At 41.8% G+C, this 12,700-nt stretch carries 11 protein-coding genes; 7 read left to right on the top strand and 4 right to left on the bottom strand.

Annotated features, from left to right (window positions below; translation table 11 throughout):
• The first annotated feature begins 778 nt into the window (after positions 1-778).
• Positions 779-967: a hypothetical protein gene (locus AC3Y23_RS18545; RefSeq protein ID WP_379201638.1), complete on the top strand. Its 189-nt coding sequence runs from the start codon at positions 779-781 to the stop codon at positions 965-967.
• Positions 968-1,186: 219 nt separating this feature from the next.
• Here the strand turns inward: AC3Y23_RS18545 and AC3Y23_RS18540 are convergent, their stop codons facing one another.
• From AC3Y23_RS18540 to AC3Y23_RS18525, 4 genes are all read right to left on the bottom strand, one after another.
• Entirely contained in the window at positions 1,187-1,621 is a 435-nt protein-coding gene (locus AC3Y23_RS18540; RefSeq protein ID WP_379201636.1) for a VOC family protein, read from the bottom strand.
• Positions 1,622-1,777: 156 nt separating this feature from the next.
• Positions 1,778-3,334, bottom strand: a complete 1,557-nt coding sequence (locus AC3Y23_RS18535) for a helix-turn-helix domain-containing protein (RefSeq protein WP_379201634.1) — start codon at positions 3,332-3,334, stop codon at positions 1,778-1,780.
• 152 nt (positions 3,335-3,486) lie between these two features.
• A complete protein-coding gene (locus AC3Y23_RS18530; RefSeq protein WP_379201632.1) occupies positions 3,487-4,497 on the bottom strand; it encodes an ABC transporter substrate-binding protein in 1,011 nt (336 codons plus the stop codon).
• A 185-nt stretch (positions 4,498-4,682) separates the two neighbouring features.
• Complete coding sequence (locus AC3Y23_RS18525) at positions 4,683-4,898, bottom strand: hypothetical protein (protein WP_379201629.1); 216 nt, start codon at positions 4,896-4,898, stop codon at positions 4,683-4,685.
• Between the two features lie 185 nt (positions 4,899-5,083).
• Between AC3Y23_RS18525 and AC3Y23_RS18520 the strand changes: the two genes are divergently transcribed.
• The 6 genes from AC3Y23_RS18520 (at position 5,084) to AC3Y23_RS18495 (ending at position 12,230) form a co-directional block, all read left to right on the top strand.
• Entirely contained in the window at positions 5,084-5,602 is a 519-nt protein-coding gene (locus AC3Y23_RS18520; RefSeq protein ID WP_379201627.1) for a DUF3231 family protein, read from the top strand.
• A 177-nt stretch (positions 5,603-5,779) separates the two neighbouring features.
• On the top strand, positions 5,780-6,361 hold the full coding sequence (locus tag AC3Y23_RS18515; protein ID WP_379201625.1) for a YitT family protein: 582 nt from the start codon (positions 5,780-5,782) through the stop codon (positions 6,359-6,361).
• Positions 6,362-6,704: 343 nt separating this feature from the next.
• Positions 6,705-7,820: a phage lytic cycle repressor MrpR family protein gene (locus AC3Y23_RS18510; protein WP_379201623.1), complete on the top strand. Its 1,116-nt coding sequence runs from the start codon at positions 6,705-6,707 to the stop codon at positions 7,818-7,820.
• Positions 7,801-9,834, top strand: coding sequence for a tyrosine-type recombinase/integrase (locus tag AC3Y23_RS18505; RefSeq protein ID WP_379201621.1), 2,034 nt, complete (start codon positions 7,801-7,803; stop codon positions 9,832-9,834). Before AC3Y23_RS18510 ends, AC3Y23_RS18505 begins: the two co-directional genes overlap by 20 nt.
• 305 nt (positions 9,835-10,139) lie before the next feature.
• The gene (locus tag AC3Y23_RS18500) at positions 10,140-11,816 is read left to right on the top strand and encodes a tyrosine-type recombinase/integrase (protein ID WP_379201619.1); all 1,677 of its coding nucleotides are present in this window, start codon (positions 10,140-10,142) and stop codon (positions 11,814-11,816) included.
• A 30-nt stretch (positions 11,817-11,846) separates the two neighbouring features.
• Positions 11,847-12,230 carry a DUF6262 family protein gene (locus AC3Y23_RS18495; protein ID WP_379201617.1) on the top strand — a complete coding sequence of 128 codons (384 nt, stop codon included), beginning with the start codon at positions 11,847-11,849 and terminating at the stop codon, positions 12,228-12,230.
• Positions 12,231-12,700 lie beyond the last annotated feature (470 nt).

Raw genomic sequence — 12,700 nt, 5'->3', positions numbered from 1 at the left:
CATTACATGTATAATAACTCCATACAAATATAAATTAATAAAACTGCACAATGTTTCTTGGTCAAGATTTTTTGTGTTCCTGTTGATTCAATTTCCGAGCAGTATGCTTATTTCATTTCCAGAACCCTTGCCCTACTTGACTTTCTTACGCAAATCCCTTTCTACTCAGGAGCGTCGTTTCATCTTGACAGGGTAGGGGTCATGGGTTCGAACCCCATCCGTCCTATATTGAATCATTAGAGAAAACTCTTATCTTATACGGGGTTTCTCTTTTTTGTTATCTTTACCGGTTACTCAAATTCAAAATTATATTGATTTGAGGACGAATTGGGAACGGAATTTCCGTGTTAAAAACCCTGACAGTATCAGCGCTGTACAATAAGATGTTCCAATACTTTTAAACGAAAAGACCTCGTCAGCATAATCACTGACGGGGATTTTATTATTCAATAGTATACGTAGAAATAGTTACTTTATCCGATAGACTTCTAGTTTGCAAATTATGATCATATTTAGGGGAAACGATATGAACAAAAAGGCTAAGACTTTCCCGGGGACTATCAGTCCCGTGCGGTCGCTATAGACTCAATCAGCAAAAAGTTAAACGTTGACGAAGGTCCTCTGCAAGATACCATTCAGGACATGTTCAATGACCACATCGGTCTGATTGAATCAGTGAACAAAGTAGACGGATCGCTCGAGATGTTATGTTAATTGGACACGGTGACAGCACTGCTGCATCAGGCTCTAATTTAATGCTTCTATCGGATCGCCAATTTTGGCTGTAAATCCTGATCCGCCATCCACTGCGGTCGGAAGTGTGCTTACCAAGCTTCGTATTCTAGACGACGGGGTTGACTTCGCAAGTATTGATGCGGCCACTGTTAGAAATGGAATACGATACCGTACCATGGGATCTGATGTGTTTGGCCTAATGTTCACCGCCGGTGACGCCACCGGCAAATAAAGAAACCTTGGAAAGATACCATTATGTAATGAATGAACCCCGTAGCCATTTTAGCTACAGGGTTCTAGGAACTTACTCAAACGGGAACTAGCTATCCATAAATACTACACCATCAATCTCTTCATTTCATTATAACCACCGCTTTGCAATCACAGGACACTTTTTGCTAAAGTACACAAGATTCTTTCTGTATCCATTAAATTCTTGCTTTGGTCTAATCTATCTTTCCACATATTCCCCTGTAATCTCAATCAAATTCCCATCGGGATCTTGGAGCATAAAGCAGCAATACGGCTGCACCACATTGATATATAGAAATTCGGTCACGGTCGCAATATTTAATGACTGAATTCGCTCATACTCTCTCTGCAAGTCAGGAACATTGAAGTTTAAAACCACATTGTTACCATATTGGGTAGTGTGATCTTGTTTATATTTCAAATACGCTTCATTAAAATGAACGGATATATCTTCACTATCCTTGATGAGCCGCTGGTCATATTCCGGATTCCACAGGGCAATGGTATTTCCGCAATGAAATTGCGCCCATCTTTCGAGATTTTTGGATATAGCTTTCATATTCAGCAATGCCTCATAAAAGGCGATAGACCGGTTCATATCCTTAACGACTAAATAGGTACATCCTAATTGCACTCCACATCATCTCCCGTACATAACTTCCAAGTATTTACTTCGAATGATAACGAACATACGATCCTATTGCAAGCTAAAAAAGCCCGACCAATGGGTCCGGCTTTAACTCACGTTTAGCTTCCTATCATAGCTACTCTCTTCTTTCATAAAATCCCCTCAAGCCAACACCCGCAGCACATCATCAATCTTCCTTCTATGCGACAGCACCCCATAATTCATCCAGCTGAGAAAATCCACCTCGTACACGTGGTTATTGCGGACCGCGGGCAGGCTTTGCCAGAGCTCCGTCTGGAGCAGTTCCCTGCCCTCTCCTTCGCCTTTATCGAAGGTAATGAACAGGTGGTCGGCATCCAGCCGGGCCAACATGTCTGGCGGGAGGTTGATGCGTCGCTCTCCCCGGGCTAGCTGCTGCACCAGCGGGTGCGGCTGGAGGCCCAAATCTTGGTGCAGTACACCTGCCGTATAGCCCAGATCTTCGCTGCCATACAGCGTAATCCCGCAAGCTGAAAGCCGAAGAAAGGCTACGGTCTGATCGCGAACGGAACGGGTAAGCAGATGTCTGGCTTCCTTGGCTTTGTGCTCATAGCTACTGATGATTTCGTCCACCTGGCCGGTTCTTCCGAACACCGAGGCCACGGTCATCAGGGTGGAGCGCCAGTCCTCACTGCTCATCATCGGCACCTTGAATAGTGGGGCTACGGTCCGGCATTGCTCCAGTCCCCAGCGTTGGTACCCTTCATCCAGCAGGATCAGCTCTGGCTCATACGGGGAGAGTGACTCCCAGTTTCCGGACGAAATCTCGAACGGCGGAACCTGGTGCAGGCCGAGATAATCTTGCATACCCCACTGGGCGTGTGCACACTGGGCAACGGGAATGATGCCAAGCGCCAGCAGGTAATCCTCCATAAATGGAGCGAACACACGAATATTGTCCTGATGGGTGCGGCGGTATTGTCCTGGCGTAACTCCTACTGCCCCTTTAAAGCGCCGGTTAAAATAATACTCGTTGCTGTAGCCCACCGTCTGGGCAATGTCGTAAAGACGGTCATTCGTCATCAACAATAGTTGTTGTGCACGATCAATGCGCAGGTCATTCAGGTGATCCAGGGGGAATTGCCCCGTGATCTCCTTGAACATTTGGGTGTAGCGGGACCGCCCGATCTTGGCTATGTCTGCCAAACGGTCTACCGTCCAGACCTCGTTATAGTGCTGTTTTAAATACTCAATAGACTGCTCTACAGCACTTCGAACGGTATGCTCATGCTTGTCCGTTGTCCTCTGCCGGTAGAGCAGCAGCAATAGCTCCATAAAGTGAATTTGACCCATAAGACGGGCAGCCTCCCCGCTGCCGGCCTGGTCTTGGTGAAGCGTCTCCAGCAGCAAAAGACACTTAGAGAACGGTTGGCAATCCACAGGTCCAGGCACCACCAGTTCTCCAGCTTCCGCCAAGCTAACCCGCCTATATCCCGCCTCGCTTTGCCTAATCACTTCAAAACCAATCTGATAATAGCGAAGTCCCTGTGCCCCGCATTCCAATCCCCCCGTCATGCCGGGAGAAAGCAGAAATCCGGTACCTTGCTTTAGAGAAAATCCCGTTCCATCTGCAACCAGCCGTCCTTGTCCCTCTACCGCCACCACTAGGGTCCATTCCTGAAAGAATTTAGGCATCTCTTTGGAATCCGCAGGTCTGTTTAGCAGTTCTATTTGGTTCAAAGCGTATAACAACGCCTCCTTGTTTGGTGGCTCCCTATGATCCACGACATTCTTCCGCTCCTTCTTAATTGAGAATGATTTTCACTAATTCAGTGTAAAACAAAAAAGAAAGCTGTTCAACCGAAGTTGAGAGCTTTCTTCTGATATTTGTCTTATTTCACCATGTATTTCAACAGATCGTCCAATTTCATGGAGTTAGCGGTGATGGCGCCTGACTGCCAGTGGGAACGCTCCATTTTGTACACCTTGCCATTTTTGATCGCCGGGATGTTTTTCCACAGGGGACCTTCCAATGTCTTGTAGGCTTCCTGATTCTCCGGGTCATCCCAGGTTCCGTTGGCCGGGAACACGATAATATGATCCGCTTCTAGCTCGGGGATAACCTCTTCTGAAATAATCGCTTGAGAATCCGTCATATTGGCTGCCATAGGAACAGGCTCAAGTCCAAATTCGCTGTAAATAACCCCGGTATACCGGTTCTTAATCCCGAACAAAGCCAGTGTCTTATCAGCAACATTCAGCCGGATCACCGCCACGGTTTCTTTTCCAACCGCCTGTTGCAGCTTAGCCTTTCCGTCTTCCTCCTTCTGTTTGTATTCGGCTAGCACACTCTCCGCTTTCTCAGGAATGCCCAGCACATCTGCAACAGCCTTCAGCGTCTCGGCAGAGTCCTGTAGAACTGCTTCCTTCAACCGGTAGGTCGGTGCTATCTTGGAATACTGATCGTACTTCTCCTTGTCCACGCCCCCATCCACGATGATCAGGTCAGGGTCCTGGTCCAGAAGTGCTTCCAAGTTGCCGCTAAAATCAAACAATGGAACATCCAAATGAAGATAATCCTGTTTGCCCCAGTTCGGATGATACCATTGAACCACCGGTGTGACGCCCAGTGCTTTTAGATAATCTTCAATATATAGACCGACTACGCGCTTCGGATGAACCGGAATTTCCACCTCTCCGAATTCATCGGTTACTTTCCGTGTTGCATTGTCTTCAGTGGTGTTTTCGGTCTTGCCAGCCGTCTCAGCACTTGACTGAGTCTTCTCTGTATTATTCGTTGCAGCTGCTTCTTTAGGCGTATTATTGGCCCCGCAAGCTGTCACCCCAAGTACTGCTACCATTAACAAAGCTGTCCATGCAGCCTTTTGACCCCATCTAAGCATCTTTCTCCACCTCAACTGTAATTGATTATCATTCTCATATGATGACAAGAACAATGGTAACCTACAGCTGATCCTTTGTTCAATGCACTTTTTCTCCCGATTTCTTATACAAACGATTGCTCCCGCTTGACGACGGCGGAGTCCATTATGTTGTAGTTGGGCTGCGCTCTCGTCTTCTGCCAGCCTCAACCACCTGTCAGAACACGAAATTCATACAGCTCCCGGCTGTATGACAGCCCACGGATACGGACACAGTTGGGGGTATACTCGCAGATCCGTCCTCCAAGCTCCAGAATATCCTCAGCTTCTCCGCCTTTGACGGCCACTGCTACAAGCGTCTCGGACAGCGCCAAGGCCAGCAGATCGATATCACTTTCCAGCACTTTATATGTAAAATCCATCTTCTTTTATTCGCTCCTTGACCTTATCGCTCATTTAATAGTAATTATTACTATTAATAATATAGCTGTATTTAATCAGTGCTGCAAGCCTTAAATTTCCTCAACTCAGCATAGCGGAATAAAACAGTTGTTGCCGGACAAGCTATTTACACGTTCATAAACTATTTATAAAGGAGTAATACGCAATGGGCATTCTAAGCGGTAATCCTAAAGACGAACCCATGCACTACGGCGAAATATTCGGGGTGTGGCAATTTTCCGCCAAAGCAAAAATGTCGTTATCCGCCCTGCAGGCCTACCATTATCATGCAGGCGATCAGGATTTGAAGAAAATTATTGATGACTTGATGGATCAGGCCCAAGGGGAGATCAAGGAATGCGACAAGCTCCTTAAAGCCAGCGGTGTCTTCCCTACTCCTACGCTGCCAGATCGGCCTTCCGCCAAGATGGCGGACATTCCAGCCGGAGCCCGATTCTCCGATCCGGAGATTGCCGCTGCGCTGTCCGCCGGGGTGGCCATGAGCCTCGTCGAATGCAGCCAGATTATGGGCATGTCTATCCGTGAGGATGTCGGCGCCCTGTTCATGAAGATTCATGCCTCCATGGCTTCCCTGGGGCTTGCGCTCCTGCGGATCAACAAGCAGAAGGGCTGGCTCATCCCGCCCCCGCTGCAGCTTAAACGGCCGGAACCCGTGCCGGTCTAATCCCCTCACTCTGATCCTGCGCAAGCAGGGTCTTTTTCCATATTGGAAGGTGTTCACTGCTTACACGGCCCCATGGTAATGGCAGGTTCATGATAAGAGTTTTTCTTCTTCCAGAAGCAATTTTTTACCAATGACAAGCATATTCATAAGACATGCCTAAATGTGGAGATGTTGAATATGAGGTCTTGGTCCAAATACGCCATCATTTTGCTGGGAAGTTTGCTTATTGCCGCAGGGACCAACTTTTTCCTTGTCCCTTATAAAGTTCTAGATGGCGGAATTATCGGCATAGCTCTCATTATCAACTATTTGTTTGGTATCAATATCGGAATTGCCATTGTGGTCTGCAGCCTTCCTGTGTTTTTAGTGGCCTGGCTCATCAACCGCAATGTCTTCCTCAATAGCCTGATTGGCCTGTTATGCTCGTCCCTACTCATTGAACTCGTGGCCCCCTTCCAGTACCACTTCCTCTATTATGTAGAACTCGGACCCATCTCAAGTGCGATTATCGGCGGGTTCCTGATGGGATTGGGCCTTGGACTGATGCTGCGTTTTGAAGCTAGCACTGGGGGCACGGATCTGTTGGCCCAATTTTTTACCCGCTATGTACCGCTGAACGTCGGGGTCATCATCTTTGTGACGGATGCCCTGATCATTGGCGCTGGCGGCCTGCTGATCTCCAAGGAGACCTTTGTTCACTCCCTCTTCACCATCACCTCCGGCGCAGTGGCTACCGGCCTGTGTACCTTACAAGACTGAAACGAATGGAAATAAATATGCATATACACGATCATATGTTCGTATTATAATAACAATCAACTATCACCCCCGTCAAAATAACGCCTCTACGTATCTGCTTCTACCGCTTTACTTGGAGAGTGACGAATATGAATAAAGAACGCATCATTATGCTGTCCGACTTAATTAGACTATTATTTCAGGTAGGTGTTAACGTTTATAACGTTAGCATCTACCTCTTTTAAGTTTAATTGTAATCTTTTTAATTGCACTAAAAAAATATAGATTCTAAAGTCTATATAGATAAGGAGGTTTGACTACTCAATAAATAGGGCACATATTCTGTTGGGGGAAAGGGAGAAGTATGAAAGTACAAGAAGTAATATTCCCTGATGTTAACGGGGAGAATAAAATCAGATACATGCTGTTAGATTCTCACGGGAATCCTATTATTCCTGCAATCAAATATCTAAAATACCTGGATGACATCGGTAGAAGGCCGAATACTCTTAAAACTTATTGTTATCATCTAAAACTGTATTTTGAATTTTTAAAGGAAGCTGAGCAGCTATATACAGATGCCAATTTTAGGCTACTTGCTCGATTCATAGGGTGGTTAAGGAATCCTTATTCTAAGGAAAACGTCTCTCCTATGATGCCAGTCACAGCTTTGAGGTCCGAGAATACTGTGAATGCTATTATGACATGTGTTAAAGGGTTCTATGATTTTTTAGAGCGAACCGACAACATAGATCAAGACATCTTGAAAGACATCACAAAAGAATCATCACAAAAAAGGATTACATTCAAACCCTTTCTTCATCACATAACAAAAGATAAAAAAATCGAGAAGAATATTTTAAAGATCAAACCACCAAAAAGGAACATAAAAACACTCACACAAGCACAAATTCAATCAATACATCAAGGGTGCAGCAATATTCGTGATCGTTTAATTCTCCATGTTCTGTACGAAGGTGGATTACGAATTGGTGAGCTACTTTCGTTGTGGATTGAAGACTTCAATATTAGTAACAACAGCATAAGAGTAAGAGAATCAAAATCAGACGCTGGAGAAGGACGGCTCGTTTATGTTTCTGAAAATACAATAAATTTATTTCAAGATTATATCATTGATATTCATACTTCAAATTTTGATACTAATTTTGTTTTTGTTAACCTTAGTGGACCTAATAAGGGAAAACCTTTGAAGTATTGGGCAGTACGTTCGTTCGTCATTCGGATAATAAATAAGTGTGGGGTTGACTTTACGCCTCATATGTTGAGGCATACATACGCAACTGAAATGCACAAATACGGAGTAGATGCTGCTATTCTACGCAAATTACTTGGTCATGCACAGGTTCAAACCACAATTGGAATGTATGTGCATCCTTCGGATGAAACAATAAGAGAAGAATATCAGGCAGCTCAAGAAAATAAACAAAGGAAAAGAAAACATGAAAAATCCAACGATTAAACTGAAACCATCTGCAGTGCATCTGCAACAAATAAATACTGCTATAACCGGATATTATGAGAACGACATCTGGGCGGTACGTGACTTTCCTTTATTGGATGAAAAAGAAATAGAGAAATGGACCCAATGCCCTAGAGTCATCAATTTTGGCTACTTCTCAAATCATGTGATTAAAAATGAAATCAAATATTATTTTTACCATAAGTTATCAAAAGGTGCTTTAACAACAACCACGGTATGGAGGAATTATAGTAGTGTACTGAAAAGCCTGGGTAAATTCTTAAATAGATATTTCCCCTACATGGAATCTATCATAGAACTACCTATTGACGAATTCTCTACACGCTTTCGAACCTTTCTACTTGAAATTGGTAAGCCCGTTTCCAAAAAAAGATATCCTGGTCTCGTAGAAAAAAAATACAATGCTTCTGATCAATCAGATAATACACGAATAACAGTATTGAGATCGATACATGCTTTTTTTGTTGAATTATATGACGAGGTTCCCGAGTTTGAGAAAGATCGATGGAATATACAGAAACTTAATACAGATTTTAATGTCACGTCTACTTCAAAATATCTCAAATTCTCTTCAATTCCAGTACCTTTCAAACAATTGTGCAAAAAGTATATCCACGAACGCGTAATCCTTAAAGAAAATTTGAAAGCTGTAACAGCAGTCGCCTCACTATTCCGTCTTAGTCTATTCCTTAACTTTATATATCAAACACATTCCGATTGGAGCACATTGAGAGATCTTGCCCGAGAAGATATTATCAAGTTTATTAAGTATATTCGTTTTATGCCTATGGGTGGAAATAGCTCAAAAGCTGGTCAAAAACCAACCGAGCATTATGTATATAGATTATTAATTGAATTACAAGTGTTCTTAAACTACATTCAAGTTTTTGAATATGAAGAAGCACCTTTAAAGAGCGTCGAATATTTGATTCTCTCTGAGGACAGGCCAAAACAAAAAAAGAGAAAAGCAGAAACATTAAACTATATTCCCGATTACATCTGGGAACAAGTTATTGAAAACATCAAATTTCTCCCTTCAACCATAGTTCCTATAATCTTGCTCATGGAAGCAACAGGATTTCGGATTTGCGATGTGTTACTGATAAAGTTGGATTGTTTATTAGAACAAGAAGATGGCTTTTGGATTCAGGGAGATCAAATCAAAACAAAGAGAGTTAATCATAAGGTTCCAATATCAAAAGAAATTGCGGATGTAGTAATGGCCCAGGTCCAATATATTAGCACGATGCTCTCTCCCTCTGAGAATCCCAATAATTATCTTTTTCCGAACGTAAAGGGTAGAAAAAAGGGAACCCCTCCTCTTGGTTCTACAGTTTCTCGAAATCTTAATAATTTGGCTTATAAACAGAACATTAGAGATAAGAATGGAGAAATCTATTGGTTTAAAAACCATGCTTTTCGTCATCGTTACGGAGTAACATTAGTCAATCATGGAATGAACATTGTCTATATCCAAAAGCTGATGGCTCATGCTTGTCCTGAAGTTACTCTACTCTATGCAGAAATTCTGGATGGAACATTGCGCAATGAATGGGAAAAAGTACAGAACCATCAAGGTTTGCGATTCAATAATACAGGTGTTCTGCAATCTGTTGAAAAAAAGCAACAAGTTAGCGAAGTTGGGCTAGAACTGAAGTGGATTAAACATAACATGGATTCCATACGATTAGAACATGGGTTTTGCATTAAGCATACAAGCCAACATTGTGATTTTCTCGATACAACCTTAGATCCTCCTTGCATAAAAAATAAGTGCCGGAGTTTTCATGTAGATACCACATTTATTGCTTATTACGAAGATCAAATCCATAAAATTAATGATGATATAAAAGTATATACAAAGGCAGGGCGGTTACGTTCAATTGAAATTATTACTCCCAAGCTAGAGAGATATAAACAAATCGTTCAAGAAATAAAATTAAATAATGGGATTATGGGCTTATCAAAAGAAAAAAGGGAATACACCCAATAATTAACAGAGGAGATATAAAGCTGAACATTCCAGAAAGTACCGTTCAAACCAACATTATTTCGTTCGAGCAGCATAGACAAATCGAAAAACACTTGAAGGGATATTATGAGTCCGATGTATGGAAACTTTGTAATTTCCCTGACCGTAAAGAGGCTTCATCGAGTTCGAGGCGTGAACTTAATTTTCAAATTTTCAAAAGTATCTCATTAAAAACAGAGATAAAGTACTTTTTTTATATTCGATTAACAAAAGATAAAAGAATATCAGTATGGACTGAAGACTCATCTGCCTTAAGGAATTTGGGAATGTTTATTAGTAGCCACTTCCCTAATATTTCATCCATTTTGGATGTGCCCCATGAGAAATTCTTATATCAATACAGATTATTTCTTTCTTCTTTAAACCTCTCAGAAATGAGTTTCTCATATCGGACACGTATCAGTGCTTACATCAAGTTGTATAAGTTTATTCATGAACTCTATGATAGCCGTCCCGAAGTAGAAAAAGATAAGTGGGATGTTCGGAAGTTGGGAATTGGATTTAATAATACCGACGCGAGATATTGTTTAGATTTTCAAAAAATCGCTACTCCCTTTAGAGAATTAGTAAAAACATATCTTTACCAACGTGTTGTTATCCAGCAATCCCTTGCTTGGAGTACTGCTTTTACATCATTCAATTCTTTAAGGTTATTTTTTGATTACGTTACTGTGAATTATCCTAGTTGGGACAGTTTAAATGAATTAAATCGAAATCATATTATAAGATATATCAGTTTCCTTCGAGAAACGCCAATGGGTTTTGGTAGTAACACCGGAAGAAATACGGGTAAGCTGGCTTCAAAAGACCATATCAACAAGTACCTAAATGCACTGGAGGCTTTTATGGCTTATATTCAGCGGCATGAGTTCAAAGAGGCTCCCAGAGCCCTTGTGAAGAGGCTTATTCTTCCCATGGATAGAGCGAAACAAAAGCGGACCCGAAGTGAAGATATAAAATATATTCCAGATCACATTTGGAACCAGGTGATCGATCACATTCATAATCTTCCTAAAGAGATTATCCCCATTATTTTCTTAATGGAAGCAACCGGATTTCGTAGTTGTGATGTCTTACTATTAAAGAAGGATTGCCTGCTACATCAAGAAGAAGGGTACTGGGTTTCTGGAGCACAACGTAAAGTTGGAATTGATAGTCATAAAGTTCCCGTATCTGCAGAAATTGCAGATGTCATTAAAGCACAAATAGAATATGTGGAAAATAGTATTCCAAATGGAAACCCAAACGAGTACCTATTTCCCATCTTATCCGGCAGAAAAAAAGGACAACCCTATCTTACAACTACGATTTCTCATCACTTAAATAAGTTAGCTTACAAATTTAATATCGTAGATGAATCTAGCTCAGTTTTTAAATTTAGAAACCACGCTTTTCGTCATCGTTATGGAATTACTCTAATCAACAATGGAATGAGTATTCTTCATGTACAAAAATTAATGGCTCACTTAAGTCCAGAAATGACACTGATTTATGCGCAAGTTCATGATCGCACAGCTAGAAAAGAATGGGAACGAGTTAAAAATCAAGGAGCCGTCAGACTTGACGTGGATGGCCATATAATCGAGGCGGATCTTGTTCAGCAAGCGGAAGAAAACAAACTTGAACTGGAGTGGATTAGGCATAATCTTGATTCTATTCGTATGGATCATGGATTCTGTATAAAAAGTCCGAAGATCACTTGCAGCTTTCTAAACGATAATATTGAACCTCCTTGTATTAAGAACAAATGCCCCAGCCTTCATGTCGATCAATCGTTCCTTTCGTATTATGAAGATCAAATTCATAAAATAAAATCAGATATAGACATATTCACAAAATCAGGTCGAACTCGTTCCAGCGAGATTATTCAACCCAAGTTGCAGATCTATCAAAAGATCGTATCATCGCTCTTAAAATCTGAAAATCTCTTTGAAGAGCCCTAAAAATAAAGCGAAAGAAAAGGCGGAATTACGATGTCTAATCCTCATCCAAATTACAAAGGACTTCTATCCCATGCTAAATTCAAAAAAGAGACAACCATAAAAAAAGTGGATTCAGCTTTGAAACTAATGATAAAAAAGCAAATGAAGATTAACTTTAACACAGTTTCAGAGGAGGCTGATGTATCAAAAGCGTTTCTCTATAAGGATGCTCAGATCAGAGAACGCATTGAAATCCTCCGCAAGCAACAATTGGGTCTTTCGTCTCCAAAGCAAGTAAAACGAAGCACCAGTGAAGCTTCAAAAGATGTAATTATCGTATCGCTACGTAATCGTATCACCCTACTGGAAAAAGAAAATAAGCAACTCAAAGAGCAGCTAAAAATTCATTTTGGATTAGTCTATAACGAAATATAAATACAAATGTCATAACTCAAAGAAATAGATTCTTTAGGTCTTTGTTCTAAATGAAGAGGTTCCTAGAAGGGATGAGCGGTCACCAGAGGTTCTGAACATCTCCACCCATGATCAATCCCAGGACCCTTCTAAGACCTTCTATGTGCCTTCTGAACACCTTCCGCTTCTCTACAAAGAATAAACCCCTTACAAGAGGGAGTACCCACGTTAGACGGCAATTGGTTGATGTCAGAAGCACATAAAGTTATACACTAAAAAATATAGTGCTAGACTCGGAATATAAAGTTTTAGACGGACACGCCGGATCTATATGCCGCCTTGTGCTTTTGAATTAAATCACTTGCTGCAATCATACCGATGACGACACCTGGTTCTGAGTCTGCTTCCGAATACCTCCCGCCGAGCAGCGATTGGTATGGTCGCCGACGGCCAGCTGAAGAATAAGCTGTAGCTCACTTCAGGTTGTCATT

It is taken from the genome of Paenibacillus sp. MAHUQ-45 (assembly GCF_058133325.1).
The sequence above is the reverse complement of the archived record's forward strand: the minus strand, read 5'-3'. Positions and strand labels throughout refer to the sequence as shown.

Coding starts and splice junctions, on each gene's coding strand:
- AC3Y23_RS18530 (WP_379201632.1), bottom strand. CDS start 4,497: ATGCTTAGATGGGGTCAAAAGGCTGCATGGACAGCTTTGTTAATGGTA.
- AC3Y23_RS18525 (WP_379201629.1), bottom strand. CDS start 4,898: ATGGATTTTACATATAAAGTGCTGGAAAGTGATATCGATCTGCTGGCC.
- AC3Y23_RS18520 (WP_379201627.1), top strand. CDS start 5,084: ATGGGCATTCTAAGCGGTAATCCTAAAGACGAACCCATGCACTACGGC.
- AC3Y23_RS18515 (WP_379201625.1), top strand. CDS start 5,780: ATGAGGTCTTGGTCCAAATACGCCATCATTTTGCTGGGAAGTTTGCTT.
- AC3Y23_RS18510 (WP_379201623.1), top strand. CDS start 6,705: ATGAAAGTACAAGAAGTAATATTCCCTGATGTTAACGGGGAGAATAAA.
- AC3Y23_RS18505 (WP_379201621.1), top strand. CDS start 7,801: ATGAAAAATCCAACGATTAAACTGAAACCATCTGCAGTGCATCTGCAA.
- AC3Y23_RS18500 (WP_379201619.1), top strand. CDS start 10,140: ATGTTTATTAGTAGCCACTTCCCTAATATTTCATCCATTTTGGATGTG.
- AC3Y23_RS18495 (WP_379201617.1), top strand. CDS start 11,847: ATGTCTAATCCTCATCCAAATTACAAAGGACTTCTATCCCATGCTAAA.